Source organism: Pseudescherichia vulneris NBRC 102420, assembly GCF_000759795.1.
Classification (GTDB): Bacteria; Pseudomonadota; Gammaproteobacteria; order Enterobacterales; family Enterobacteriaceae; genus Pseudescherichia; species Pseudescherichia vulneris.
This window is the reverse complement of the sequence record NZ_BBMZ01000007.1, coordinates 277,182-302,553: the sequence shown is the minus strand read 5'-3', so window position 1 is coordinate 302,553 and position 25,372 is coordinate 277,182. Positions and strand designations below refer to the sequence as shown.

Genomic DNA, 25,372 nt, shown 5'->3' with positions numbered 1-25,372 from the left:
TCTATTAGCTGTTTTAGTAACAGGAGAGTACCGATGAGTATAACTTTCTCAGCGCTTTGGAATGCGCATCCTGAAGTTAATGGGGATGAAAATCCCTGTCGGCGGCGTGATGGACATACAGCGTTTGATGATCAATGCGCCATTAGGCTTGGAACCGCCCTTGCCCACTGTGGTTACGATGTAACAAAGCTTCATGTTCACTTTTGCTGGTTGCATCCTAAAAGTGCGGGGCATATTTTACGTGCAGAAGAACTGGCCGATGCGCTCAAACGTACACCAATACCTGGCACCTTTCCTGTTATAAAAGTACACGCAGATAATTTTGAAGATGTGCTAAAAAACCGAACTGGTATCATCTTTTTTAAGGATTACTGGCGGCGTGGAGATGAAAGCTTTCGTAACCGTAGTGGGGATCATATTGATCTTTGGAACGGGAGCAGACTTACCGCTCGCAATAGTTATCTACGTATTCACTGGGGTATGAATATTGATGGTATTTGGAGTAGCTACTCACATGCCAAAGAAGTATGGTTTTGGAGAATGATATGAAGTTCTTTAAGTTGTTCTTATGTACCCTAACAGGAGCAATATGCGGTGCTGTGATTATGTACCTCATTCTGCCTGCGGTTTGCGCGTACTTCGTGGGTCCTATTTATGGAGACGATCAAATGTCGCAGAACTTTACTATTTTCCTTGTTGGTACTCCTCTACTCGCTCTACTAGGGGCTATAGCAGGCTGGTTACTAGGAAGAAAAATCATTAAAAAACATTAGTATATTTTTTTGCAATTAAACTCGGACTCTAGATAGCTCGTGTAACAACTTAGAAGAGTGTGTAGTAGGAATGATGAGAAAGCTAAAAATTTTCATTTGTGCGATCGTCGGTGCCTTCTGCGGTGCTCTTTTGATGTACCTGTTATTGCCAGCAATATGTGACTACTTTGTTGGCCCCATCTACGGCGACGATCAGATGTCGGCTAATGCATCCATCTTTTTTATCGGCACGCCTGTGATGTTTATCATTGGCGCAATCGTTGGGTGGTTCCTGGGTTGGAAGTACATCAAGCATCCCCGGTGCGATCGTGTTAAGTAAGGCTAATTTTTTTGTGCCTTTCAGCCACTTCTTACACGTTCCCGTTCCAGCTAAGATACACTCTCTTCATTCTCTCTTTTTCAGGGTTATAGGATGACTAGCGATCCGTCGAGTTTACTTATTCTGAATGGCAAAAGTGCAGGCGACGACACCCTGCGCGAGGCGGTTACCCTGCTGCGTAACGAAGGTATTGAGCTGCACGTTAGGGTCACGTGGGAAAAGGGTGACGCGGCCCGCTATGTGGCGGAAGCCGTTGAGCTTGGCGTGGCCACGGTGATCGCCGGCGGCGGCGACGGCACGATCAACGAAGTGGCTACGGCACTGGTCAACGCGAAGGCGGAAAACGTCCCGGCACTGGGCATTTTACCTCTCGGCACCGCTAACGATTTTGCCACCAGCACAGGCGTGCCGGAAACGCTGGATAAGGCGCTGCAGTTAGCGATCGTCGGCAGGGCCGTGCCAGTGGATATCGCCCGGGTTAACGATCAAACCTGCTTTATCAATATGGCCACCGGCGGGTTCGGGACGCGCATCACGACCGAAACGCCGGAACGGATGAAGGCCGCGCTGGGTGGCGTATCCTATGTCATTCACGGCCTGATGCGCATGGATACCCTGAAAGCCGACAGCGTTGAGATCCGTGGCGAAAACTTCTCCTGGCAGGGCGATGCGCTGGTGATCGGCATTGGCAACGGTCGCCAGGCAGGCGGCGGACAGCAGCTCTGCCCGAGCGCGCTGATCAACGACGGCCTGCTGCAGATACGCATTTTTACCGGAGACGAGCTTCTGCCCGCGCTCTTTACCACCCTCACCCGCCCGGAAGACAGCCCGAACATTGTGGATGGTGAATCGGCCTGGTTTGAAGTGACCTCTCCCCATGAGATCACCTTTAACCTCGACGGCGAGCCGCTGAGCGGCCAGCATTTCCGGATGGAGATCCTGCCCGGCGCGTTGCAGTGCCGCCTGCCGCCGGATTGTCCGTTGTTGCGCTAGCTGTTCGTAGGCCGGGTAAGCGCAGCGCCACCCGGCGTAAAAACCCAGCGGCTAATAGGCCGCCACCGCCCGCGCCATCTCCCGGCTGTACTGCTGGCTGGCATTCACCAGCATCCGCGTATAGTCAGTTTTTGCCTGACCGCTCACCAGATCGTCTACCGTCAATGTCTCAAGGATCTTACCGTACTGCATTACGGCAATCTTCTGGCACAGGTGGGCGATGACGCCAAGATCGTGAGTCACCATCAGATAGGTCAGCTTCGACTCCTGATGCAGCTCCGCCAGCAGGTTGAGGATCTCCGCCTGCACCGAGACGTCCAGCGCCGAGGTAGGCTCATCCAGCAGCAGCACCTGCGGCTCAAGGATCAGCGCCCGGGCGATCGCCACGCGCTGGCGCTGACCACCGGAGAGCTGGTGCGGGAAGCGATCGCGGAAGGCGCGGTTTAGCCCGACCCGATCCAACAGGCGGTTTACCCGCCGATCCCGGTCGCCAATACCGTGAATATGCAGCGGCTCCTCCAGAATATCGCCGATGGTATGCCGCGGATGCAGCGAGCCGTAGGGATCCTGAAACACCATCTGCACCAGTCGACAGCGCTGCGGATTAAGCCGGTGCCCCAGCGGCTGACCGTTGATGGCCAGCTCGCCGTCCCAGTGGGTAAACAGCCCCGCCAGGCACTTCAGCACCGTGGTTTTGCCCGAGCCAGACTCGCCCACCAGGCCGTAAATCTCCCCAGGCTGCACGTTAAAGCTCACGTCATACAGCACCTGGTTACGCTTCTCCCCTTCGCCAAAGGCCAGGTTCAGGTTCTTCACATCGATCATAGTGGGCTCCTCACTCGCTAAGCCAGCTGGCCTGGCGCTGCAGTACCGGCAGCACGGGACGACGATGGTGGATCTCCGGCAGGGCGCTGATCAGACCCTGAGTATAGGGGTGCTGGGCGTTATGCAGATCGCAGGCGGCAATCGACTCCACTACCCGCCCGGCGTACATCACCAGCACCCGGTCGCAGAAGCTGCGCACCAGGTTGATATCGTGGCTGATGAAGATCAGCCCCAGCCCGCGGGACTGGACCAGATCGTCCAGCAGCCCCAACACCTGTAAACGCACCGAAACGTCCAGCGCAGAAGTGGGCTCGTCGGCGATCACCAGCTCGGGATCGGTGATCAGCATCATGGCGATCATGATGCGCTGCCCCTGCCCGCCGGAGATCTCATGCGGATAGAGGTTATAGACGCGCTCGGGCTGGCGGATGCGCACCACGTCGAGCATCTCCAGCACTTTGGCCTTCGCCTCGGCCTTGCGCCCTGGATGGTGGGTCAGCCAGGCCTCGGCAATCTGATCCCCAACGCAGACCACCGGGTTGAGAGAGTATTTTGGGTCCTGCATGATCATGGAGATCCGCTTCCCGCGCACGGTGCGCATCTGCGCCTCGCTGGCGGTGCGCAGATCGATATCGCCGAAGTGCATCCGTTCGGCGGTGATGCGGGCCTTGGCCGGATGCAGGCGCATCAACGCTCGCCCGACCGTGGATTTACCGGAGCCGGACTCGCCGACAATCGCCAGCTTCTCCCGGCCCAGCTGAAAGGAGACGCCGCGCACCGCGTTGGTGACGGCGCGTCCGTTAATAAAGTCGACGTGGAGATCGCGCACGTCGAGCAGAGGCGCGTTATTCGCTGCGAGGATCGAGGATGTCACGTAGGCCATCTCCTAAGAAGTTGAACGCCAGGCTGTTGATCAGGATCGCCAGCCCCGGAATAGTCACTACCCACCAGCACTCCATCATGTAGGTGCGTCCGCTGGAGATCATCGCCCCCCACTCCGGCTCTGGCGGCTGCGCGCCGAGGCCAAGGAAGCCCAGCCCGGCGGCGGTCAGGATAATCCCCGCCATGTTCATAGTGATGCGGATGATCACCGACGGCAGGCAGAGCGGCACGATGTGCCGCCACAGCACACGCACCGGCGAGGCCCCCTGCAAGCGCACCGCCGAAATAAAGTCGGCCTGGCGCAGGGAGAGGGTTTCGGCCCGCGCCAGACGGGCAATCGGCGGCCAGGCGGTTAAGGTAATGGCGATCACCACATGCTCAAGACCTGGGCCGAGGGCGGCCACGAACGCCAGAGCCAGCACCAGGCTTGGGAAGGAGATAAAGATATCGGTGACGCGCATCAGCACCATATCAACCTTGCCACCAAAATAGCCCGCGCTTACCCCCAGCAGCAGGCCCAGCGGCCCGACGGTGACCGACACCAGCAGCACGATGTAGAGCGTAATGCGCGCCCCGTAGACCAGGCGGCTGAAGATGTCCCGACCAAACTCGTCGGTGCCAAACCAGTGCTGGGCGTTGGGAGATTGCAGCGCGGCGTTGAGATCCTGCACCAGCGGGTTATAGGGCGCGATCCATGGTGCAAAGGCGGCCACTACCAGCAGCAGGAAAATAATCCCGCCGCCGATGGCGGTCAGCGGATTGCGAGCCATCTTGCCAAGAAAACCCCCGGTGCGGGCCAGGGCACGCTTCAGGCGCAGGCGGCTTTCATTTCCGCCGCCGGTTACGGGCGTATCCAGAGAGACCGTCATGATTTCGTCCTCGGGTCAAAGAGTTGGTAGAGCATGTCGGAGAGCAGGTTGAGCATCACGAAGATCACCCCCACCAGCAGCACGCAGCCCATGACCGCATTCATATCCCCCAGCAGCAGGCTGCCGGTGAGATAGGAGCCAAAGCCCGGCCAGGAGAAGACGGTTTCAATCAGCACCGCGCCCTCCAGCAGCGAGCCGTAGGCCAGCGCCACCACCGTCAGGAGCTGCACGAGGATGTTGCGAAACGCGTGGTTCCAGATCACCTGCCGCTCGGTTAAGCCTTTAACGCGGGCGGTGATGATGAACTCCTGAGAGAGCTGGGCCAGCATAAAGCTGCGGGTCATCCGGCTGATATAGGCCAGGGAGTGGAAGCCAAGCAGCGACGCGGGCAGCACGAGGTGGTTGATGGCGTTCCAGAATACCTGCGCGTTACCCGCCAGCAGGGCATCAATGGTAAACAGCCCGGTGCGGCGCGGAACCAGCCCCTCAAGGCCCATATCCAGCCGTCCGGCCCCGCCGACCCAGCCCAGCCAGGCGTAAAACAGCAGCAGACCCATCATCCCCACCCAGAAGATAGGCGTGGAGTAGCCCGCCAGGCTGATGATCCGCACCACGTAGTCGGAGAGCGAGTTGCGGCGCGCCGCGGCCAGCACCCCCAGCGGAATGCCAAGGCCCGCGCCGACGATAATCGCCATCGTCGCCAGCTCCAGCGTCGCCGGGAAGACGCGCAGAATATCGTCCGTCACCGGTTTACCGGTCAGCAGCGCGTTACCGAGATCGCCGTGCAGCAGATTGTTAAAGTAGATGCCGAACTGGGTCAGCAGAGATTTATCAAATCCCAGCTGCTGGTAGACCTGCTGGTAGGTGCTCTGGTCCGCGTCCGGGCCGACAATTGCCAGCACCGGATCCACCGGCATTACCCGGCCAATAAAAAAGGTCAGCAGCAGCAGGCCAAACAGGGTGATCAGCACCTGGCCAAGCCGGTTTGAGAACCGCCTGGCGCGGGAGCCGGGCGCTAAGATTGCTACACTCATCCTTTGGTTCCTCCGGTATGGATCGGCTCTTTGTAGACCTCACGCAGGAATGTCGTGGCGGAGGGGTGAGACTGGAAGTTCTTCACCTCGTTGCGGACCACCACTGAATCCACCATCTGGGAAAGCGGCACCAGGGCGGGGATCAGCTGGTCGTAGCGGGTCTGGATCTGCTGATAGTCGGCAATCTGCTTCTGCGGATCGCGCTCCAGCAGCGCTTTATCAATCATCTCGTTGAGCGGCTTATCGTAAAAACCGGTGCGCCAGCCCTGGAAATTGGTCAGCCGCGCCTCGTCGCTGTTGTCCGGGTTGTAGACCAGCGCACGCAGGCTAGAGTGCGGATGCGGCTCCACGCCGCTGCCGCCGCGCCCGACCAGGATGTCAAACTTACGCTCGCGCATTGCGCCGTAGATCTGGTTCCCGGTGCCGGTGATAATTTTGGCGTTAATGCCCGCCTGCATCAGGGTGGACTGCACGGCGATGGCGATATTAAGGAACGGCTGATCCGCCAGCACCCGCAGGGTGGTATCAAAGCCGTTGGGGTAGCCCGCCTCGGCCAGCAGCTTTTTCGCTTTCGCAATGTCCAGCCGGTAGCCGGGGTCCGGCAGCGTCGACGGCATCCCGGCTTTGATCGGCCGCTGGTGCAGTACGCCGTAGCCCGGCATCAGCGCCTTGTTGATCCCCTGATAGTCGATGAGGTAGCGCACCGCCTCGCGCACCTTGGGATTAGCAAAGTGTGACTCCTTCATGCTCATCGCCACGTAGTAGACGGTTCCGCGCTGCACCGCTTCCACGGTGACGTCGGGATCTTTACGCAGGGCGTTGATGTCCGATACCGCCATGCTGTTAGCGATATCAAGATCGCCCTTGGCAATCATCAGGCGCAGGGTCTGCGACTCCTGGAAATGGCGCAGCACGATGCGGCTCATCTTCGGCTCTTCCCGCCAGTAGCTCGGGTTACGCTTCATGCGCAGCACGTCTTTTGCCTGCCAGGTCTCCAGCATAAAGGGGCCAGAGCCAGCTTCGTTGGTGGTCAACCAGCGGTTGCCCCAGTCGTTGTTGACCTCGTGGCTCTGCACCGTTTTGCTGTCGAGCACGCCAAGATTGCCCAGTGCGCCGAGGGAGTAGATCACCAGTTGCGGATCGTTGGCCTTCGGCAGGACAATCTGCACGGTATAGCTATCCGGGGCGCTCACCTGATCATCGATATTCTTTTTGCTAAAGCCATAGGATTTCCACACCGAGGCCTGGGCGAGGTTGAGGTGCAGCAGACGGCGCATCGACCACACCACGTCCTGAGCGGTCAGCGGGTTGCCGGAGTGAAACTTCACGTCCTTGCGCAGGTGAAAGGTCAGGGTTTTGCCATCCGGACTGATAGCCCAAGATTCGGCCAGCGCCGGGCGGACATTGGTGAGCTGGTCGGGATCGAGCTCCACCAGCGAGTCGTAAAGATTGACGACAATGCCGACCACTTCGTTACCGGTCATTGCCGCCGGATCGAGACTCAAGAGATTATTCATGTTCATGCCGATGATGAGCTGATCCGGCGGCGTGGCCGCCAGCGTCGCCCCGCTCCCCATCATCAGCGAGAGCGCCAGCAGGCTAGCCCTCAACGCGTTTTTTTTCATCTCTGTATACCGTTTGTAGGGTAAGACGTAGGCCCGGCTAGCGCAGCGCCACCGGGCGTTGGCTTTTTTTATTAGTCGTGACTGACGGTATTCGCTTCGATATAGGCAAAATTGATATCTTCGCCGAGGCCAGGGCGCTGCGGCAGGTGGACAAAGCCCTCGTCATCCATCGGATCGACGATGCTGTTGAGATAGGCCGCGGGTTCGTCGTAGTCGAGGAACGGGTGCAGCAGGCCGCGCTCATACCAGCGGCAGTTGCGGATCGCCCCGACCACCGCCAGGCTGGCCGCGCCGTTACCGTGCACTTCGCAGTCCATGCCGAAGGCTTCCGCGAGGCTGGCGACCTTAAGAGTTGGTGAGATACCGCCTACGCCGTTGGATCCGGCGCGCAGAATGTCGCAGGCTCCGGCTTTCACCCAGTCGGCGCGGCTGTGGTGCTTACCGCCCAGGCTCTCCGGCCCGATAATCGGAATAGAGAGGTTCTCCGCCAGCCAGGCGTAGGAGGACATGCTCTCCTCCTCCATGGGCTCTTCAAACCAGGCAAAGTCGAGCTTCTCCAGCTCTTTGCCGATATAGAGCGCCTCGGTGCGGCTGTACCAGTGGTAGCCGTCGATCATCAGGTCGATATCCGGCCCGACCGCTTCGCGCACGGCGGCGCAGGCCTTAACGTCCATTTTCGGGTTAGGTGCGAAAGAGACTGGCGGCATCCAGGTGTGGAGCTTGATCGCCTTATAGCCGCGAGCGACCAGAGTTTCGGCAAAGGCGGCGTACTCTTCCGGGGTGGAGAGCCCGCCCGGCAGATCGTCCCCGCACATGGTGCTGCCGTAGGCCGGAACCTTGTCACGGAAGCCGCCGAGCAGCTTATAGACCGGTACGTTAAGCTTGCGGCCAATCAGATCCCACAGCGCCTGTTCCACAAAGGAGAGCGCCCGCTCGGTGAGCTGATGGGCGCTGCCGCGCTGCCAGTGGACCAGATCCTGCCAGATGCGCTCGCGGTTAAAGGGATCCTGACCCACCATCACCTTGCGGAAGAAGGTGTTCACGACAAAGGGACGCACCACTTCCGGCGGCGCAAACGAGAATCCCTGGCTGCCATCATCAGCGGTAATGGTCAGCATCGCCATTTTTGCCATGCTCTCCGGGCCCGGATGGGAGTGACCAGCGCTATCGGAAACACGACGGGTGGGATACTGAAATACGGTGACGTTTACAGATTCAATTTTCATTACGGATCCTTGTCTCAGGGTGCCTGCTTCATTTTGAAAAGCTGTTTCAGATGTAAATGTATGCAGAATTTTTAGCCAATACCTCAGACAATTTCCGCTAAGCGACGGGTGATTTTTGGGCAATAGCACAGGGCTGAGTGACACTTTTCACAAAAGAGAGGGGAAATGTGATGCAGATCGGGAAGATAGTGTTGTAGGCCGGGCCAGCATCAGCGCCGCCCGGCATTGCCGCTTTTGCACAGCAACGCCCGGTGGCGCTGCGCTTACCGGGCCTACAATCAACCTAAAGCATGTTGTAACTAATTAGGCAATGGTCACTTTATTATCCAGGTAGACATCCTGCACGGCATTGATCAGCTTCACGCCGTCGGCCATCGTTTTCTTAAACGCTTTCCGGCCAAGGATCAGCCCCATGCCGCCCGCGCGCTTGTTGATCACCGCCGTACGCACCGCCTCGGTGAGATCAGCCTCGCCTCCCGACGCGCCGCCGGAGTTGATCAGCCCCGCACGGCCCATGTAGCAGTTAGCCAGCTGATAGCGCACCAGGTCGATAGGGTTATCGGTGGTGAGTTTGCTGTAGACGCGCTCGTCGGTATAGCCATATTTCACTGCGTTATAGCCGCCGTTGTTCTCCGCCATCTTTTGCTTAACGATATCCGCCCCGATGGTAGCCGCCAGGTGGTTAGCCTGCCCGGTGAGATCCGCAGAGACGTGATAGTCCACGCCATCCTTTTTGAAGTCGGCGTTGCGCAGGTAGGCCCATAATACGGTTACCAGCCCTAGCTCGTGAGCCCGCTCAAAGGCGCTGGCGACCTCCTCGATCTGGCGGCGCGACTGCTCAGAGCCAAAGTAGATCGTCGCTCCCACGGCAACCGCGCCCATATTGAATGCCTGCTCGACGCTGGCATAGAGCGTTTGGTCAAAGGTGTTGGGATAGCTCAGGGTTTCGTTATGGTTAAGCTTTACCAGAAACGGAATGCGGTGCGCATAGCGGCGCGATACCGAGGCCAGCACGCCATAGGTAGAGGCGACACAGTTACAGCCCGCTTCAATGGCCAGCTCAACGATGTTTTTCGGATCGAAATATTGCGGGTTGGCGGCGAACGACGCGCCCGCCGAGTGCTCTACGCCCTGGTCAACCGGCAGAATCGACAGATAGCCGGTTCCCGCCAGACGGCCAGTATTGTAGAGCGTCTGCATGTTACGGAGTACGGCAGGAGGACGGTTGTTATCGACCATCACGCGGTCGACATAGTCGTGTCCTGGCAGGTAGAGCTGGTCGGCTGGAATGGTCATACAACGATGCTGCAACAGGCTGTCGGCATCTTTGCCAAGCAGCTGTGAAATATCAGTCATGATGAGGCTCCCGTAAGGTTCGCCCGCAGGCGAACGTGGTTAGTCCTGCCCTGAGTTCGCAGGCAGAGTAAGCCTGGTACCGGGCGGCGGATTTTTCCAGCACAGAGAGCATTTTGATACGTTTGGCTTAGTGAAAAATAAGCCGGTAAATTATTGTAATAAGAGCGCGTCAGGACGCATTTAAAATAGTTGTTTTGCCGTTTTGGTCAACTAAAAAGCGGAAATGATACCAGTCGCCCTCCAGCTGGTAATTAAATGAATAGATATAGCCCTTATCAAAGCGCGCTAAAAAACAGACTCCCGGCGTATAGACAGCGATGGGGTCTTCACCTACGGGGGAATAGGTGGATTTAAAATTATCCTTAGACGAGGTCAGGTTGTAAGCCTCTATCTCGCCGTCTTCAGGCACGGTTAAGCAAATATACTGGTCATAATGCTTACTGCCGATGTAGCCCGTATACGGCGACTGGGCTTTACCGCCACAGGCGCTCAACAACACGAGTGCGCCAGGTAATAGCAAAGCAGGTAGTTTCATTTTCACAGCTCCATTATCATTTATTTATGCTTGCAGGAACCGGCGACATTTTTTGAAGATAGTGTATTAACCTCAATATTCATACCCCTCCGCAAACCGGAGGGGTATTTATTTATAGCGATATACTTACCACCACGCGTGGAAATGGTGAACCGGGCCGATGCCCTGCCCCACCTCCAATGAGTCCGCCTGCGCCAGGGCTTGAGTTAACCAGGCTTTCGCTTCGGCCACGGTATCGGCCCAGCTCGCATGACGCGGGCGCAGCGCCGCCAGCGCCGCAGAGAGGGTGCAGCCTGTGCCGTGGGTATTTTTGGTCGCAATGCGCGGGGCGGAGAAGCGCATGGCTCCCTCGTGGGTAAAGAGCCAGTCCGGGCTTTCACCGTCGGTAAGATGACCGCCCTTCATCAGTACCGCTTCACAGCCGAGCGCCAGCAGCGCCCGCCCCTGCTCATGCATATCCTGCTCATTGCGGGCGTGATGGGTATCAAGCAGTGCCGCCGCCTCTGGCAGGTTGGGGGTGATCAGTGAAACCTGCGGCAGCAGCCGGGCGCGCAGGGTAGCGACCGCCGAGGGCGTTAAAAGCGGATCGCCGCTCTTCGCCAGCATCACCGTATCTAGCACGATATTCTCTACCCGATAGTGCGCCAGCCGCTCGGCCACCGCCTCGATAATATCGGTATCCGCCAGCATGCCAATCTTGGTGGTATCGATACGCACATCGCTCAATACCGAATCCAGCTGCGCGGCGACGAACTCCGGCGTAATGCGGTAAACCGACTGCACGCCGAGGGTGTTTTGCGCCACCAGGGCGGTGATAACCGAGCAACCATAGGCCCCGAGGGCCGAGAAGGTTTTCAGATCCGCCTGAATGCCTGCCCCGCCGCTGGGATCGGTGCCAGCGATGGTTAACGCGTTAATTCGTTTCATGCTAACGCGCCTCCGTCCAGGTGATAGAGGGCATCGAGAAACGCCGCGACAAAGGAGCCGGGGCCGCGGCTCTCTGACGCCGCCTCGCCGCCTGCCTGAGCGAACAGGCCACTGGCCGCCGCAACGTTAACGAGGCGCTCACCAGGCAGCGCACAGCTTGCCGCTACGACCGCTGACAGCGCGCAGCCGGTGCCCACAATACGGGTCATGATCGGCGCACCGCCGATGACCTTCAGCGTGCGGTTGCCGTCGGTGACGTAGTCCACCTCACCGGTGACGGCGACCACCGCTCCCGTCTCCCGAGCCAGCTGCTCCGCCGCAGGACGCGCCGCGCTGGCCGAGTCGGTGGTGTCTACCCCGCGCCCGCCTGCGCTCACGCCCGCGAGGGCCATAATCTCCGAGGCATTACCCCGGATCGCTGCCGGGTGTAGAGAGAGGATCTCCCGACAGAAGCGGCTACGAAAATCGAGCGCGCCAACCGCTACCGGGTCCAGGGTCCAGGGTTTACCCGCTTCATTCGCGCTATGGATTGCTGCGCGCATGGCATCGGCGCGGTCTGCGGTGAGCGTACCGACGTTAACCAGCAGCGCGTCGGCGATAGCGCTGAACTGTACGGCCTCTTCGCGCTCAATCACCATGGCAGGGGAAGCGCCGAGGGCCAGCAGAACGTTAGCGGTAAAAGTCTGCACAACGTCGTTAGTCATGCAGTGAACAAGGGTGGAATGGGTACGAAAGTGCTGTAAAACAGACGCGATGTGCGCGTGGTTCAGCAGGTCAGGTTGCATAGTCAGCTCCTGCCCGGCGTGAAGAAGGGACGCCGGCAGGCATCTGACTTCCCTACGCTGGCATTATCCAGATCAGGTGGTACGGGTATTTCTCAGCCTTCACGAAGAAGGGCACCCCGAGTCATGTAAATTACATCTTTGAACTTTTTGCCAGATTAGGGGAAGTGGCTTGCTGATGCAAGCGTGCCCTTGAAGTTAAAAAAGTTATCAAAGATAAGCCTTTACTTCACAAATTGTTACTAAATCCAACCCTACTTAACCATAAACCATTATTTTTATATGGTTATTGCCGTTAAAATAACCAGATGGATTACTGTTCATAAAGTAGAGGGACTTATGGCGACAGGCTTTTACCTCCGGATAGGCGATCATACTTCTTGCGGTGGCAAAATATTAACCGGAACACCAGAGATCGACTGGTACGGTGCAAACGCAGCCCGTGAAGGTGATCTTGTCTCCTGTGGTAAAAATCCGGGAGTGACATACGAGATCATAGGTGGTACAGAGAGTTTCATGGATGAAAGGCAACGGTTAGCGGGAACGCTGGATAGCTTCAGCTCCTGTCCCTGTAAGGCCAGATTCATCCCCTCCATACCTGACTGTTATGAAAAAGAAACTGACTCTTCGTTAAGACGTTCAAGTGTCGCAGCTGCGGTTTTTGTCCCAGCAGCAGTCATGCCAAAACGTTTTTCAGAGCCAGAGCCAGAACAACATGCCCAGACAGTGAAAAAGAAAATGGGCACTGATGCAGGTTTTGCCGTTATCCCTTACGGCGGCACCATGGATGCATGGCAGCGTCAGCTATTTACATTAAACTCGCCTTTTGGAGCTAAAGCGCTATTTTCTTCGCTAAACGGCGCAGGGAAGGAATACAAAGCCGGTTCTATTCTGCTTCTGGTCGATCCTGAAAAGCAGGACAGCGAACAAATTAACCATATGAAAAGTGCTAAGCAGCGCATCGATGTAGCCCTGGAACCGCTAACGCATCAGGAGGCTAACTTCCTGCATCAGCATTACGCCACTATTGCCAACTTCTCGAACGTTGCCGATAAGGGGATAGGCCTTTTAGCCGATCCCGTAGGTAAGTACTTTGAGAATATCGAAAAAATCCTCAAAGAGATTCAGGAAACATACAAAAGTGCTTACCTGACACGCGGCGCGTTGATTGGTGGGCAATTCTATGTCAAGCGTGCCCAGCTATTTAAAGAACTTGAAAGTGTCCTGAAAGTGGGCTTCCTGAATAAGGCTATGAAATTTGGTGAGTACACAAAAATAAAAGATGCGCTTGGCTTATCTACCAGCTCAATCACTCACAAATGGGATGAGACAGGGATCGGTGACATTGAAGGCTACGCGACGCATATTGAGCGCGCAGCCAAATACATGAAAGCCATGCGTTATACGGGTTATGTAGGCATTGGTTTTAGCGCCCTTCACTCACTGAATGAAATTCATGAGGCTTGCTCTGTAGGCCGGGAAGCCGAATGTACTAAGAAAAAATATACTGAGATTGGTAGTTTTTCTGGTGGGATCATTGGAAGTATCGCCGGTGGTGCAGTTGGTACGGGTATATGTGCCTTAGTTTTAGGTACTGCAACAATAGAATTTGGTGGTGCTGGGGCATTAGCTTGCGGTGTAATACTTGGAACAAGTGGTAGCTACGCAGCTGGAGAGTACTTATCATCGAAAGGTGTGGATTTAGGGGAATCAATATATGAGGCGGCAGGTAAATAATGAACATGATACCCGCTACTTTCACATTTCTATGCATAACCTTTGGATTTATTTCCATTGCATACTCAGCATTAAAAAATAAGGAACACAATAAGTTATGCGATGTTTTTCATAATAGATTTGGATATTTACCTAATGGGGTAATACTTTCTCAGGCTGGAGGTCTTTTCTTGACCTTCCAAAAAGATTTCTATTTTTTATTTCCTCTTATAGTTAGAAAAGGTAGTTTTATAGTTAGAAATATGAAATCAGATCATTATGATTTCATTAGAAACTTACCTAATGAAATGACAGCATGGTTAAAGATTAAATTTACATTGCTCCTGATAACCATCACGTTTCTTTTCGCAACTATTGTAACATCCTATTTCTTTAAGTAATTTAACAAGCAAAAAACCAACTACATTACTTTTTTTATAATTATCGCCTATTCACAATATATCAATTGCATAACTGACTAAAGCTAAGGTGAATGTATGCAATTACGCTTATAATACCCTGCCAATCTTTTTAGAAGAACATACGCTGTGAGGTACAGAGTGTAAAAATCTCCGCTGTCAAAAAACCATCAACGTGTAGAACCAAGCCGATTGTGAACCTCAGCGAACGATTTTCTTCAAATCGCCTTCATCCATCATCTCTTACCCCTTATACCTCAGCGCCTCTATAAGCCGGGCAAAGGCCTGGGTGTGCTGCTTGCGGCTGGGGTAGTAGAGGTAATACCCCTGAAACGGCTCGCACCACGGCTCCAGCACCGCCTCCAGCTTCCCTTCGGCCAGCGCGCCCGCGACCGTATCCTCTGGCACAAACGCCAGCCCCATACCGGATATTGCCGCATCGACGCGGGCGGGAAGATGATTAAAGGTCAGCTGTCCCTCGACCCGCACACGCAGATCCTGGCCGTCGCGGGAGAACTCCCAAGCGTAAAGCCCGCCGAGCGTCGGCAGACGAATATTGATGCAGCGGTGATGCTGGAGATCGTGCGGCGTGTCTGGTCTGCCGTGGCGGGCAAAGTAATCCGGAGAGCCCACCACCAGCATGCGCCAGTCCGGGCCAATTCTGACCGCCACCATATCCTTGGCGACCTGCTCCCCCAGCCGCACCCCTGCGTCAAAGCGACCGCTAACGATATCCGTCAGGGTGTTATCGGTAGTCAGCTCAACGTTTACATCAGGATATGCCTGCAAAAAAGGCTTCAGCGCTGGCCAAACCGTCGATTGCAGAGCGTGCTCTCCAAGGTTAATACGAATATTACCGGCGACGCGATCGCGTATCTCGGTCAGCGAGTTGAGCTCGGTCTCGATCTCGCTAAAGCGTGGCGCAAGGGTGTTGATAAGCCTCTCTCCCGCCTCGGTCGGCGCAACGCTGCGAGTAGTGCGCGTCAGCAGGCGGATCTCCAGCCGCTCCTCCAGGCCTTTAATAGCATGACTCAAAGCCGACTGGGATACCCCGAGCTTCGCGGCCGCACGGGTAAAGCTCCGCTCCTGCGCCACCACGGTCAGATAGTAGAGATCGTTAAAATTATCTTTGAGCATCAACGCTGTCTCACTATTTATGAGTAAGGCTCAACAGTAGCGCAAACGCAGGCGATTTTCACTCGCGGAGGATAAGTGCTGCTGTTATCAGAGGCTGTTTCCCGTGTCAGGCGCTGGTTACCCTAAACTTATTCATCTGAAGCCACTCATGCTATGGAGTATTTATGAAAGCTATTGCTATTACCGCTGCGGCGCAGGCCAACGGCAACGTGGACGCTCTACAGGAAATTGAGATTGAAAAACCGGTCGCGCACGGCCATGACCTGCTGGTGCAGGTCAATGCTATCTCCGTTAATCCGGTCGATACCAAAGTGCGCGCGGGCTTTAATGCCGATACGCCACGTATTCTCGGCTGGGATGCAGTAGGCGTCGTGGCCGACGTCGGCGACGGGGTGACGCTGTTTAAGCCCGGCGACACCGTGTGGTACGCCGGGGCGCTGACCCGCCCAGGCAGTAATAGCGAGTATCAGCTGGTGGATGAGCGCATCGTGGCGCTAAAGCCTGGTTCTTTGGACAATGCCGCCGCCGCCGCGCTGCCGCTTACCGCCATTACGGCCTGGGAGATGCTATTCGACCGCCTCGGCGTTAACGAAAACGGCAATGAAGGCGACGTGCTGCTGATCGTCGGGGCAGCTGGCGGGGTCGGCTCCATCATGACCCAGCTTGCCCGTAAGCTCACCAAAATGACGGTGATCGGCACCGCGTCACGCCCGGCAAGCCAGCAGTGGGTGACCGACCTCGGGGCGCACCACGTTATCGATCACAGCAAGCTGCTTACCGAAGAGCTGGCGCGGATCGGCATCCAGCACGTTACCCACGTCGCCAGCCTTAACAATACCGAAGAGCACTATCAGCAGCTGATTGAAGCGCTGATCCCGCAAGGCAAGCTGGCGCTGATTGACGATCCCGAGACGCTCGATGCGCGCCCGCTTAAGGCGAAGAGTATCTCTCTGCACTGGGAGTTTATGTTCACTCGCTCGATGTTCGAAACCCAGGACATCATTGAACAGCACCGTCTGCTGACCCGCGTCGCCTCGCTTATTGATGACGGCGTGATTAAGACCACCCTGGGCGAACACTTCGGCGCAATCAACGCTGAGAACCTGCGTAAAGCCCACCGGCTGCTGGAATCCCACCGGGCGGTAGGTAAGATCGTGCTGGAAGGTTTTTAACGCCAGGAATCATCCCAAAAGGGATCGCCCTTCTCAAGCGGATGGCTTTTTTAGCGATCCGCTGCTTCTGCTTTCTCCCGCATTTGCTTACACTTTTTTCCAAAGCACGCGCGAGCATGATAGCTTTTGCTATTGCTTTCAGTGAGAAATCACAGCGATGATAGCGCGCACGTAATACTAAAGGGCCAGATGAAAACAGCCCGCCCGGCAAAATATGGAGAGACCATGGGTAAGACCAAACTGATGCTTCTTGGTGCACTGCTGGTATCAGCGAGCGCCGCTTTTGCAGCGCCACAGAGTGCTGCCGCCACGGGCATATCGAAATACGAACTGCAGGAATTTGTTGCTGACTTTACCAAATTCAAAATCGGCGACACCGTTCCGCCGATGTACCTCACCGATGAATACAACATCAAAGCGTGGCAGCAGCGTAACCTGCCCGCGCCGGATGCCGGCAGCCGCTGGACCTATATGGGCGGCAACTATGTGCTGATCACCGAACCCGAAGGTAAGATCCTCAAAGTCTATGACGGCGAGATTTTCTACCACCGATGATTATTCGCCCCTGGCAAGAGAGCGATCGCCCCTTCCTACGCACGCTGTATCTGCATGCCCGCCGTACCTGCTGGACGTGGAAAGAGGGTAGCGACTGGCAGCTGGAAGATTTTGATGCTGCCACGCTTGGAGAGCGCATCTGGGTGGCCGAAGAAGATGGGCACCGCCTGGGCTTCGCGTCGGTCACCCTGAACGATAATTTCGTCCACAACCTGTTTGTTGACCCGGCGTATCAGGGTCAGGGCGTCGGCAGCGCGCTGCTGAAGAAGGTGCAGTCGAATTTTACCAGTTCGGGATCGCTGAAGTGTCTTGCTGAGAACAAAGCCGCGCTGGCGTTTTATCGCCGTCACGGCTGGCATATCGAGGCGCGAGGCGAAGCGCCGGAAGGGGATTACTTTTTACTGCACTACAAATTGCTTTAAGAAACGCCGGGTGGCGGCTTCGCCTGACCCGGCCTACAACATGCAAATTCGACCCGCTTACACCGCGCGGAAGGCGATCTCTGACGGGATCACGTCGCCCTGCCAGTAGAGCTGAGCGGCAACGCGCCCCGCCAGCTGACGGTAGAGAGCGGTGAACTCGCTATCAGGACGATGGATCACCGTCGGCGTGCCGTTATCGAGATCCTCACGCAGCGTAATGTGCAGCGGCATCTGTCCCAGCAGTTCAGTGTGATACTGCTCGGCCAGCTTCTCTGCGCCACCGGTGCCGAAGATGGCTTCGTGATGACCGCAGTTGCTGCAAATGTGCATGCTCATGTTCTCAACGATGCCCAGCACCGGCACTTCCACCTTCTCAAACATCACGATACCTTTTTTGGCGTCGATCAGTGCGATATCCTGCGGAGTGGTGACCACCAGCGCCCCGGTCACCGGGATGTTTTGCGCCAGCGTCAGCTGAATATCCCCGGTACCCGGCGGCATATCCAGCACCAGGTAATCCAGATCCGGCCACATTGACTCCTGCAGCAGCTGCAGCAGCGCCTTGCTGGCCATCGGGCCGCGCCACACCATCGCGTTATCGTCGGTTACCAGATAGCCGATAGAGTTGGTTGCGAGGCCATGGACCATGATCGGTGCCATGTGGGTGCCGTCCGGGGAAGTCGGACGATTGCCCTCAGTGCCCAGCATCGCCGGGATTGACGGACCGTAGATATCGGCATCCAGGATACCGACCTTGGCCCCTTCGGCGGCCAGCGCCAGCGCCAGGTTGACCGCGGTAGAGGACTTCCCTACCCCGCCCTTGCCGGAGCTGACGGCAATAATGTTCTTCACGCCGTTGATGCCCGGCTGGTTTTTAACACGCTTCAGCGTGGCGATGGTGTGGGACAGCTTCCAGTCGATAGCTTTTGCGCCAGTGATGCGCAGCAGCTCGGCGCTGCACTGCTCCTTCAGCTCCTCAAACGCGCTGCGCCAGGCGAACGGCATCAGCAGTTCGATGTGCACGGTATCATCCATCCAGGCAACGTGGTGCACGGCTTTTAATGCGGTGAGATTATGCTTCAGGGTGGGGTGCTGAAAATTCGCCAGCGTTCCGGCTACCATTGCTCGCAGGGCTTCCGGTGATTTGGCCTGGGATTGAGAGTTCATCCCGACTCCTCTGTTCTTGTAGGTGAAAAGCTCGTGTAACAAGTTTACCTGAAAGAAAAAGGTTTGTGCTTACTTAATAGTGCCCCATTTGGTAATATCGAAACCCCTTTTTTTACAGAAGACGTAATGCTCACTATGACTCAAGTCGCGAAAAAAATTCTGGTAACGTGCGCGCTGCCGTACGCAAACGGCTCTATCCACCTCGGCCATATGCTGGAGCACATCCAGGCTGATGTCTGGGTCCGTTACCAGCGAATGCGCGGCCACGACGTCAACTTCATCTGCGCCGACGATGCCCACGGCACGCCAATCATGCTGAAAGCCCAGCAGCTCGGCATTACCCCGGAGCAGATGATCGGTGAGATGAGCCAGGAGCACCAGACCGATTTCGCTGGCTTTGATATCAGCTATGACAACTACCACTCTACGCATAGCGAAGAGAACCGCGAGCTGTCCGAGCTGATCTACGGCCGCCTGAAAGAGAACGGTTTTATTAAGAACCGCACGATCTCCCAGCTCTACGATCCAGAGAAAGGCATGTTCCTGCCGGACCGTTTTGTGAAAGGCACCTGCCCGAAATGTAAGTCGCCGGATCAGTATGGCGATAACTGCGAAGTGTGCGGCGCGACCTACAGCCCGACCGAGCTGATCGAGCCGAAGTCGGTGGTCTCTGGCGCGACGCCGGTGATGCGTGACTCTGAGCACTTCTTCTTTGACCTGCCGTCGTTCAGCGAAATGTTGCAGGCCTGGACCCGCTCTGGCGCGCTGCAGGAGCAGGTGGCTAACAAAATGCAGGAGTGGTTCGAATCCGGCCTGCAGCAGTGGGATATCTCCCGCGATGCGCCCTACTTCGGCTTTGAAATTCCGAACGCGCCGGGCAAATACTTCTACGTCTGGCTGGATGCGCCGATCGGCTACATGGGCTCGTTCAAGAACCTGTGCGACAAGCGCGGGGACACCACCAGCTTCGACGAATACTGGAAGAAAGACTCTACCGCCGAGCTGTATCACTTTATCGGCAAGGATATCGTCTACTTCCACAGCCTGTTCTGGCCGGCGATGCTGGAAGGCAGCAACTTCCGCAAGCCAACCAACCTGTTCGTGCACGGCTACGTGACGGTGAACGGCGCGAAGATGTCCAAATCGCGCGGGACCTTCATTAAAGCCAGCACCTGGCTGAACCATTTTGACGCCGACAGCCTGCGCTACTACTACACCGCCAAGCTCTCGTCGCGCATCGATGATATCGACCTGAACCTGGAAGATTTCGTCCAGCGCGTGAATGCCGACATCGTTAACAAGGTGGTGAACCTCGCCTCCCGTAACGCGGGCTTTATTGCCAAGCGCTTTGACGGCGTGCTGGCGGCCGAGCTGCCGGATCCGGCGCTGTATAAAACCTTCACCGATGCGGCAGCCAGTATTGGCGAAGCCTGGGAGAGCCGCGAGTTTGGTAAAGCGGTGCGTGAGATCATGGCCCTGGCCGACGTGGCAAACCGCTACGTTGACGAGCAGGCACCGTGGGTGGTGGCCAAGCAGGAGGGCCGCGATGCCGACCTGCAGGCTATCTGCACCATGGGACTTAACCTGTTCCGCGTGCTGATGACCTGGCTGAAGCCGGTGCTGCCGCAGCTGGCCGCCCGCGCCGAAGCGTTCCTGAACACCGAGCTGACCTGGGATGCTATCCAGCAGCCGCTGCTGGGCCACAAGGTAAATACCTTTAAGGCGCTGTATAACCGCATCGAGATGAAGCAGGTAGAAGCCCTGGTCGAGGCCTCGAAAGAAGAGGTGAAAGCCGCCGCTGCGCCGGTCACCGGCCCGCTGGCAGACGATCCGATTCAGGAGACCATCAGCTTTGACGACTTCGCTAAAGTCGACATGCGCGTGGCGCTGATCGAGAACGCCGAGTTCGTTGACGGCTCCGACAAGCTGCTGCGCCTGACCCTGGATCTCGGCGGCGAGAAGCGTAATGTCTTCTCCGGCATTCGCTCTGCCTATCCGGATCCGGCCGCGCTGGTGGGTCGCCTGACGGTGATGGTCGCCAACCTTGCGCCGCGCAAGATGCGCTTTGGTCTCTCTGAAGGCATGGTGATGGCCGCCGGTCCTGGCGGGAAGGATATCTTCCTGCTGAGCCCGGACAGCGGTGCGCAGCCGGGACAACAGGTTAAATAATCCGCAAAGGGTGCTGTAAACAGAGCACCCTTTTTTTATTGCGCTATGATTCTAGGGACAGGGTTATTTTAAATAAGGGAAAAGTATGAATATCGTGAAAAAAATCATTGCTACTGCGTTTACTGCATTGCTGGTAATTACCTTGAGCGGCTGTGGCGACAAAGAGGAGAGTAAGACCTTTACCTGGTCAGACGGTAAAACCAACGTTGAGCTGACCTATTACTATAAAAACGACGTCGTGCTGCGCCAGACGGCGAAAAATACCCTGCACTATGATGCGCTGGGGATCCCAAATAAAGAGGCGGCCATGCAGCGCCTGGGGCCAATCAGCGAGCAGTATAAAGAGATTAAAGGCGTGGACGAGAGCCTGGACTACCAGGATACCTATGCCACTGAGACCTTAACCGTTGATTACACCAAAGTTGATCGCGACGCGCTGCAGAAAGTGCAGGGCACGGCGTTTACCGGTGAAATCAAAGAAGGTATCAGCATGAAGAAATCTGAACAGCTGCTGGAATCTCGCGGCTTTAAAGAAGTGAAGTAATCTGCTTTATGCCCGGCAGCGCCAGTTGCCGGGCAGTCTCACATTATTTAGCCGCGTGCAGACGAACGGCCAGACCCCGCAGGAAATAGCGGAAGAATTGATCCCCACACTCGCGATAGTTTTTATGATCCGGGGCCCGCATCATTGCAGTAATTTCCGGCATCGATACGCGGAACTGCTGCTCAGTCAGAATAGCCAGAATATCGTCGGTTTTTAACGCAAAGGCGATCCGCAGCTTTTTCAGCACAATATTATTATTCAGCTTGCGATCGGCCTTGAGATCGGGAGCAGACTCGTCTTTGCCGCGGCGGTCATAGATCAGCCCGTTGAGAAAGGTCGACATTACGATGTCCGGACAGGCCTGGAAGCCTGCCTCTTCCTCTTTACGCAGCCAGACAGCAATCTGCTGCTCGCTGGCCTCTGCGCCGCCAAGGGTAAAAATCCGTTGCAGCTCGGTGTTATTGGCTTTCAGGGTGTAGCGCAGGCTACGTAAAATATCGTTGTTCAGCATAGTCTCTTCAGCGGTGATTTTCGCAAACGCACAGTGTACCACCGAACGTTACAACCCCAGCGCCTCTTTTAGATTTTTCAGGTAGCGGCGGCTGACCGGCACGGTGTGGCCGTCGCGCAGCAGCAGCTCGGCCTGGCCGTTATCCTCAAAGCGGATCTCCTGCAGATGGGCCATATTCACCAGATACTGACGATGGCAGCGCATCAGCGGCGTACGCTGCTCCAGGGTGCGCAGCGTCAGCTCGGTAAAGCCCTCTTTGCCTTCGTGGTTGGTGACGTAGACGCCGCTCATTCGACTGCTGACAAAGGCCACGTCATCCATTTGCAATAGCCAAATACGGCTGTGGCCGGTGCAGGGGATGAACTTCAGCGCCTGCTGGTTCTCCGGCAGCAGAGAGATGTCCTGTACGCCCCGCGCCTGGCGCAGACGGTGGAGCGTCTTCTCCAGCCGTGCCGCCTCGATGGGCTTAAGCAGATAGTCAAAGGCGTGCTCTTCGAACGCCTTCACCGCATACTCGTCGAAGGCGGTGAGAAACACCACGTAAGGTCGCTGATCCGGGTCGAGCATGCCGACCATCTCCAGCCCGCTGATGCGCGGCATCTGGATATCCAGAAACAGCACGTCCGGACGCAGCTTGTGCACCGCTCCCAGCGCCTCAATGGCGTTGGCACATTCGCCAACAATCTCAATCTCGCTCTCATCTTCCAGCAGAACGCGTAGGTTCTCCCGCGCCAGCGGCTCGTCATCGACAATCAACACTTTTAACATGCGTTCTCCTCCAGAGGCAGTCGCAGGGTAACACGGGTAAAACGATCCGGCTCGCACTGCACGGTAATGCCGCAGGTGTCGCCAAACCGCGCCCGCAGGCGCTTGTCCACGAGGCTCATCCCCAGCCCGCTGGCATCGGTTTTCGGCTGATAGAGACCCGCGTTATCTTCAATATCCAGCACCAGGTACTGTTGATCCTGACTGGCCTGAATGGTGATCTCCCCTACCCCAAGCAGCTGCGAGGTGCCGTGCTTAATCGCGTTTTCGACGATCGGCTGTAGGGTAAATGCCGGGAGCTGCTGATGGGCCAGCGCATCGGGTACGTACAGCGTCACCTGCAAGTTGGCCTGAAAGCGCGCCTTCTCGATTTGCAGGTAAGCATTCACATGCTCAATCTCATCCGCCAGAGTAACCACCTCCGACGGACGCTTCAGGTTTTTACGGAAAAAGGTGGAGAGATACTGTACCAGCTGGCCCGCCTGGTCACTGTCGCGGCGGATCACCGCCTTCAGCGTATTAAGCGCGTTAAACAGAAAGTGCGGGTTGACCTGGGCATGGAGCAGCTTGATCTCCGACTGGGTCAGGAGGGCCTTCTGCCGCTCGTACTGCCCGGCCAGAATTTGCGCCGACAGCAGCTGGGCAATCCCCTCCCCCAGCGTACGGTTGATGGAGCTAAACAGCCGGTTTTTCGCTTCATAAAGCTTGATGGTGCCCATCACCCGCTGATTTTCACCGCGCAGCGGGATCACCAGCGTCGAGCCGAGCTTGCACTGGGGGTGCAGCGAGCAGCGGTACGGCACCTCGTTACCGTCGGCGTAGACCACCTCGCCGGTCTCCAGCGTCTTTTTGGTCCAGGCGGAGGAGATAGGCCGACCCGGCAGATGGTGATCGTCACCGATGCCCTTAAACGCCAGCAGCTTCTCCCGGTCGGTGATGGCTACCGCGCCGATATCCAGCTCCTGATAGAGCACCTGGGCCACCTTCATGCTGTTCTCTTCGTTGAACCCCTGACGCAAGATCCCCTCCGTGGAGGCCGCGACCTTTAAGGCGGTGGCGGAGAAGGCCGAGGTGTACTTTTCGAACATGGCGCGCTTGTCCAGCAGGATGCGCATAAACAGCGCCGCCCCCACGGTGTTGGTCACCATCATCGGCGCAGCGATGCTGCTTACCAGATGCAGGGCGTCGGCAAAGGGCCGGGCGATGAGCAGAATAATCAGCATCTGTACCAGCTCCGCCACCAGGGTGATCGCCCCCGCCGTGAGAGGGTTAAAGACATAGTCGGTGCGGCCGCGCTTGATCAGCATGCTGTGCACCAGCCCGCCGAGCAGCCCTTCCACCATCGTGGAGAGCATGCAGCTCAGGGCGGTCATCCCGCCCATTGAATAGCGGTGCAGGCCACCGGTAAATCCCACCAGCGCGCCCACAACCGGACCGCCCAGCAGCCCCCCCATCACCGCGCCGATAGCCCGCGTGTTGGCGATGGAGTCTTCGATATGCAGGCCAAAGTAGGTCCCCAGAATGCAGAAAATCGAGAAGGTCACGTAGCAGAGCAGCTTGTGCGGCAGCCGGACGGTGACCTGCATCAGGGGGATAAAGAGCCGGGTTTTACTCATTAGCCAGGCGATAACCAGAAACACGCACATCTGCTGCAACAGCAGCAGGACCAGATTAAATTCATACATGCCTGCGCGTCCATCCCGGTAAAAACGCGTAACATACAGTGAGTGGATGTAACTTTCTTTTAAGCATTGCAATAATTCAGCAAATCGTGCTCACTATCACAAAATCGCACCGATCATTTGACGAAATTGTTACAAAGCGATCATAAAACGATCGGTCCCTTCTGGTAGGCTGGGGATCGATCCTCGGGAAATGGAGTCTGCTGGCAAAGGTGAAATCATGGCGCTTTACACGATTGGTGAAGTGGCTTTGCTCTGTGATATCAATCCCGTTACGCTGCGCGCCTGGCAGCGGCGGTATGGACTACTGAAGCCGCAGCGCACGGATGGCGGTCATCGGCTATTTAACGATGCGGATATCGACCTGATCCGTGAAATAAAGCGCTGGATCGACACCGGCGTGCCGGTGAGTAAAGTTCAGGCGCTGCTGGTTAACGAGTCGCTGGATGGCTCAAACGGCTGGCGCGACCAGCAGGAGGCGCTGCTGCAGCTGCTGCAAAACGGCAATATTCCCCGCCTGCGCCAGTGGCTAAAGGAGCGCACCCGCGACTACCCTGCTGAAACGCTTACTCTTCATCTATTGATCCCGCTTCGCCGCCGCCTGCGCTGTCAGCAGCCTACCCTCCTGGCGATGCTCAGCCTGCTTGACGGTATTCTGATCAACCACATCTCTGCCTCCCTTGCCGCGTCCCGAAAGAAGCACAGCAAGGATGCGCTGGTCGTCGGCTGGAACATTCACGATACCACCCGGCTATGGCTGGAAGGCTGGCGGGTTAGCGAGCAGGGCTGGCGCGTGGAGGTGCTGGCAAACTCACTGAACCAGCTGCGCCCGGATCTGTTTGAGGGCCATACCCTAATGGTGTGGTGCGGTGACGCCCCTACCCCAGCGCAGCGGCAGCAGCTGGCGACATGGCAGGCCGCCGGGCATGCTATCTATCCGCTCGGCATTTAATGTTTTATTAACAGC

24 protein-coding genes and 1 riboswitch are annotated in these 25,372 nt (G+C 56.7%); of the genes, 9 read left to right on the top strand and 15 right to left on the bottom strand.

Annotated elements, in window-relative coordinates:
• The first annotated feature begins 33 nt into the window (after positions 1-33).
• Together EV102420_RS21140 and yegS are read left to right on the top strand one after the other, a co-directional pair.
• Positions 34-549, top strand: coding sequence for a type VI secretion system amidase effector protein Tae4 (locus EV102420_RS21140; protein WP_072015193.1), 516 nt, complete (start codon positions 34-36; stop codon positions 547-549).
• A gap of 636 nt (positions 550-1,185) precedes the next feature.
• On the top strand, positions 1,186-2,085 hold the full coding sequence (gene yegS, locus EV102420_RS05445; protein WP_042389809.1) for a lipid kinase YegS: 900 nt from the start codon (positions 1,186-1,188) through the stop codon (positions 2,083-2,085).
• A 51-nt stretch (positions 2,086-2,136) separates the two neighbouring features.
• Here yegS and EV102420_RS05440 read toward each other — a convergent pair whose 3' ends face one another.
• The 10 genes from EV102420_RS05440 to thiM form a co-directional block, all read right to left on the bottom strand.
• Complete coding sequence (locus EV102420_RS05440; RefSeq protein ID WP_042389808.1) at positions 2,137-2,910, bottom strand: ABC transporter ATP-binding protein; 774 nt, start codon at positions 2,908-2,910, stop codon at positions 2,137-2,139.
• 10 nt (positions 2,911-2,920) lie between these two features.
• Entirely contained in the window at positions 2,921-3,784 is an 864-nt protein-coding gene (locus EV102420_RS05435; RefSeq protein WP_042389807.1) for an ABC transporter ATP-binding protein, read from the bottom strand.
• Positions 3,756-4,661 carry an ABC transporter permease gene (locus EV102420_RS05430; protein WP_042389805.1) on the bottom strand — a complete coding sequence of 302 codons (906 nt, stop codon included), beginning with the start codon at positions 4,659-4,661 and terminating at the stop codon, positions 3,756-3,758. The genes EV102420_RS05435 and EV102420_RS05430 overlap by 29 nt, the downstream gene beginning before the upstream one ends.
• Positions 4,658-5,695 carry an ABC transporter permease gene (locus EV102420_RS05425; protein WP_042389803.1) on the bottom strand — a complete coding sequence of 346 codons (1,038 nt, stop codon included), beginning with the start codon at positions 5,693-5,695 and terminating at the stop codon, positions 4,658-4,660. The genes EV102420_RS05430 and EV102420_RS05425 overlap by 4 nt, the downstream gene beginning before the upstream one ends.
• Positions 5,692-7,320 (bottom strand): ABC transporter substrate-binding protein, encoded by a 1,629-nt coding sequence (locus tag EV102420_RS05420; protein ID WP_042389802.1) that lies wholly within the window; start codon positions 7,318-7,320, stop codon positions 5,692-5,694. Before EV102420_RS05420 ends, EV102420_RS05425 begins: the two co-directional genes overlap by 4 nt.
• Before the next feature lie 71 nt (positions 7,321-7,391).
• Positions 7,392-8,546 carry a mandelate racemase family protein gene (locus tag EV102420_RS05415; RefSeq protein ID WP_042389801.1) on the bottom strand — a complete coding sequence of 385 codons (1,155 nt, stop codon included), beginning with the start codon at positions 8,544-8,546 and terminating at the stop codon, positions 7,392-7,394.
• 303 nt (positions 8,547-8,849) lie between these two features.
• On the bottom strand, positions 8,850-9,902 hold the full coding sequence (fbaB, locus tag EV102420_RS05410; protein WP_042389799.1) for a class I fructose-bisphosphate aldolase: 1,053 nt from the start codon (positions 9,900-9,902) through the stop codon (positions 8,850-8,852).
• 169 nt (positions 9,903-10,071) lie between these two features.
• Positions 10,072-10,437 carry a hypothetical protein gene (locus EV102420_RS05405; RefSeq protein WP_042389797.1) on the bottom strand — a complete coding sequence of 122 codons (366 nt, stop codon included), beginning with the start codon at positions 10,435-10,437 and terminating at the stop codon, positions 10,072-10,074.
• Between the two features lie 126 nt (positions 10,438-10,563).
• On the bottom strand, positions 10,564-11,364 hold the full coding sequence (thiD, locus tag EV102420_RS05400) for a bifunctional hydroxymethylpyrimidine kinase/phosphomethylpyrimidine kinase (protein WP_042389795.1): 801 nt from the start codon (positions 11,362-11,364) through the stop codon (positions 10,564-10,566).
• On the bottom strand, positions 11,361-12,149 hold the full coding sequence (gene thiM / locus EV102420_RS05395; protein WP_042389793.1) for a hydroxyethylthiazole kinase: 789 nt from the start codon (positions 12,147-12,149) through the stop codon (positions 11,361-11,363). Before thiM ends, thiD begins: the two co-directional genes overlap by 4 nt.
• A gap of 32 nt (positions 12,150-12,181) precedes the next feature.
• A riboswitch (TPP riboswitch) is annotated at positions 12,182-12,278 on the bottom strand.
• Positions 12,279-12,485: 207 nt separating this feature from the next.
• On the opposite strand from thiM, the gene EV102420_RS05390 reads away from it, so the two are divergent.
• The gene (locus tag EV102420_RS05390; RefSeq protein WP_042389790.1) at positions 12,486-13,883 is read left to right on the top strand and encodes a PAAR domain-containing protein; all 1,398 of its coding nucleotides are present in this window, start codon (positions 12,486-12,488) and stop codon (positions 13,881-13,883) included.
• 641 nt (positions 13,884-14,524) lie between these two features.
• Here the strand turns inward: EV102420_RS05390 and EV102420_RS05380 are convergent.
• Entirely contained in the window at positions 14,525-15,418 is an 894-nt protein-coding gene (locus EV102420_RS05380; RefSeq protein ID WP_042389786.1) for a LysR family transcriptional regulator, read from the bottom strand.
• A gap of 164 nt (positions 15,419-15,582) precedes the next feature.
• Between EV102420_RS05380 and EV102420_RS05375 the strand changes: the two genes are divergently transcribed.
• The 3 genes from EV102420_RS05375 (at position 15,583) to EV102420_RS05365 (ending at position 17,567) form a co-directional block, all read left to right on the top strand.
• Positions 15,583-16,590: a zinc-binding alcohol dehydrogenase family protein gene (locus EV102420_RS05375; protein ID WP_042389783.1), complete on the top strand. Its 1,008-nt coding sequence runs from the start codon at positions 15,583-15,585 to the stop codon at positions 16,588-16,590.
• Between the two features lie 225 nt (positions 16,591-16,815).
• Positions 16,816-17,145, top strand: coding sequence for an RcnB family protein (locus EV102420_RS05370; protein WP_042389780.1), 330 nt, complete (start codon positions 16,816-16,818; stop codon positions 17,143-17,145).
• Positions 17,142-17,567, top strand: a complete 426-nt coding sequence (locus EV102420_RS05365) for a GNAT family N-acetyltransferase (RefSeq protein ID WP_042389779.1) — start codon at positions 17,142-17,144, stop codon at positions 17,565-17,567. The genes EV102420_RS05370 and EV102420_RS05365 overlap by 4 nt, the downstream gene beginning before the upstream one ends.
• Positions 17,568-17,624: 57 nt before the next feature.
• On the opposite strand, the gene apbC is transcribed toward EV102420_RS05365, so the two are convergent.
• A complete protein-coding gene (gene apbC, locus EV102420_RS05360) occupies positions 17,625-18,734 on the bottom strand; it encodes an iron-sulfur cluster carrier protein ApbC (RefSeq protein ID WP_042389777.1) in 1,110 nt (369 codons plus the stop codon).
• Between the two features lie 135 nt (positions 18,735-18,869).
• Between apbC and metG the strand changes: the two genes are divergently transcribed.
• Together metG and EV102420_RS05350 are read left to right on the top strand one after the other, a co-directional pair.
• Entirely contained in the window at positions 18,870-20,903 is a 2,034-nt protein-coding gene (gene metG, locus EV102420_RS05355) for a methionine--tRNA ligase (protein WP_042389946.1), read from the top strand.
• An 85-nt stretch (positions 20,904-20,988) separates the two neighbouring features.
• A complete protein-coding gene (locus tag EV102420_RS05350; RefSeq protein ID WP_042389775.1) occupies positions 20,989-21,447 on the top strand; it encodes a YehR family lipoprotein in 459 nt (152 codons plus the stop codon).
• Positions 21,448-21,490: 43 nt separating this feature from the next.
• On the opposite strand, the gene EV102420_RS05345 is transcribed toward EV102420_RS05350, so the two are convergent.
• From EV102420_RS05345 to EV102420_RS05335, 3 genes are read right to left on the bottom strand one after another with little or no spacing between them, the layout of a single operon-like run.
• A complete protein-coding gene (locus tag EV102420_RS05345) occupies positions 21,491-21,958 on the bottom strand; it encodes a YehS family protein (protein WP_042389773.1) in 468 nt (155 codons plus the stop codon).
• Positions 21,959-22,006: 48 nt separating this feature from the next.
• The gene (btsR, locus tag EV102420_RS05340) at positions 22,007-22,726 is read right to left on the bottom strand and encodes a two-component system response regulator BtsR (protein WP_042389771.1); all 720 of its coding nucleotides are present in this window, start codon (positions 22,724-22,726) and stop codon (positions 22,007-22,009) included.
• Positions 22,720-24,408: a sensor histidine kinase gene (locus EV102420_RS05335; protein WP_042389769.1), complete on the bottom strand. Its 1,689-nt coding sequence runs from the start codon at positions 24,406-24,408 to the stop codon at positions 22,720-22,722. Before EV102420_RS05335 ends, btsR begins: the two co-directional genes overlap by 7 nt.
• Before the next feature lie 217 nt (positions 24,409-24,625).
• On the opposite strand from EV102420_RS05335, the gene mlrA reads away from it, so the two are divergent.
• Positions 24,626-25,357, top strand: a complete 732-nt coding sequence (gene mlrA, locus EV102420_RS05330; protein ID WP_042389944.1) for an HTH-type transcriptional regulator MlrA — start codon at positions 24,626-24,628, stop codon at positions 25,355-25,357.
• Positions 25,358-25,372 lie beyond the last annotated feature (15 nt).

Excerpts from the sequence above, each read along its gene's own strand:
- EV102420_RS05365 (WP_042389779.1), top strand. The coding sequence starts at position 17,142 with ATGATTATTCGCCCCTGGCAAGAGAGCGATCGCCCCTTCCTACGCACG.
- EV102420_RS05415 (WP_042389801.1), bottom strand. The coding sequence starts at position 8,546 with ATGAAAATTGAATCTGTAAACGTCACCGTATTTCAGTATCCCACCCGT.
- EV102420_RS05430 (WP_042389805.1), bottom strand. The coding sequence starts at position 4,661 with ATGACGGTCTCTCTGGATACGCCCGTAACCGGCGGCGGAAATGAAAGC.
- apbC (WP_042389777.1), bottom strand. The coding sequence starts at position 18,734 with ATGAACTCTCAATCCCAGGCCAAATCACCGGAAGCCCTGCGAGCAATG.
- btsR (WP_042389771.1), bottom strand. The coding sequence starts at position 22,726 with ATGTTAAAAGTGTTGATTGTCGATGACGAGCCGCTGGCGCGGGAGAAC.
- fbaB (WP_042389799.1), bottom strand. The coding sequence starts at position 9,902 with ATGACTGATATTTCACAGCTGCTTGGCAAAGATGCCGACAGCCTGTTG.
- EV102420_RS05420 (WP_042389802.1), bottom strand. The coding sequence starts at position 7,320 with ATGAAAAAAAACGCGTTGAGGGCTAGCCTGCTGGCGCTCTCGCTGATG.
- thiD (WP_042389795.1), bottom strand. The coding sequence starts at position 11,364 with ATGAAACGAATTAACGCGTTAACCATCGCTGGCACCGATCCCAGCGGC.
- thiM (WP_042389793.1), bottom strand. The coding sequence starts at position 12,149 with ATGCAACCTGACCTGCTGAACCACGCGCACATCGCGTCTGTTTTACAG.
- EV102420_RS05405 (WP_042389797.1), bottom strand. The coding sequence starts at position 10,437 with ATGAAACTACCTGCTTTGCTATTACCTGGCGCACTCGTGTTGTTGAGC.
- EV102420_RS05375 (WP_042389783.1), top strand. The coding sequence starts at position 15,583 with ATGAAAGCTATTGCTATTACCGCTGCGGCGCAGGCCAACGGCAACGTG.
- EV102420_RS05370 (WP_042389780.1), top strand. The coding sequence starts at position 16,816 with ATGGGTAAGACCAAACTGATGCTTCTTGGTGCACTGCTGGTATCAGCG.
- metG (WP_042389946.1), top strand. The coding sequence starts at position 18,870 with ATGACTCAAGTCGCGAAAAAAATTCTGGTAACGTGCGCGCTGCCGTAC.
- yegS (WP_042389809.1), top strand. The coding sequence starts at position 1,186 with ATGACTAGCGATCCGTCGAGTTTACTTATTCTGAATGGCAAAAGTGCA.
- EV102420_RS05380 (WP_042389786.1), bottom strand. The coding sequence starts at position 15,418 with ATGCTCAAAGATAATTTTAACGATCTCTACTATCTGACCGTGGTGGCG.
- EV102420_RS05440 (WP_042389808.1), bottom strand. The coding sequence starts at position 2,910 with ATGATCGATGTGAAGAACCTGAACCTGGCCTTTGGCGAAGGGGAGAAG.
- EV102420_RS05390 (WP_042389790.1), top strand. The coding sequence starts at position 12,486 with ATGGCGACAGGCTTTTACCTCCGGATAGGCGATCATACTTCTTGCGGT.
- EV102420_RS05350 (WP_042389775.1), top strand. The coding sequence starts at position 20,989 with ATGAATATCGTGAAAAAAATCATTGCTACTGCGTTTACTGCATTGCTG.
- EV102420_RS21140 (WP_072015193.1), top strand. The coding sequence starts at position 34 with ATGAGTATAACTTTCTCAGCGCTTTGGAATGCGCATCCTGAAGTTAAT.
- EV102420_RS05345 (WP_042389773.1), bottom strand. The coding sequence starts at position 21,958 with ATGCTGAACAACGATATTTTACGTAGCCTGCGCTACACCCTGAAAGCC.
- EV102420_RS05425 (WP_042389803.1), bottom strand. The coding sequence starts at position 5,695 with ATGAGTGTAGCAATCTTAGCGCCCGGCTCCCGCGCCAGGCGGTTCTCA.
- EV102420_RS05335 (WP_042389769.1), bottom strand. The coding sequence starts at position 24,408 with ATGTATGAATTTAATCTGGTCCTGCTGCTGTTGCAGCAGATGTGCGTG.
- mlrA (WP_042389944.1), top strand. The coding sequence starts at position 24,626 with ATGGCGCTTTACACGATTGGTGAAGTGGCTTTGCTCTGTGATATCAAT.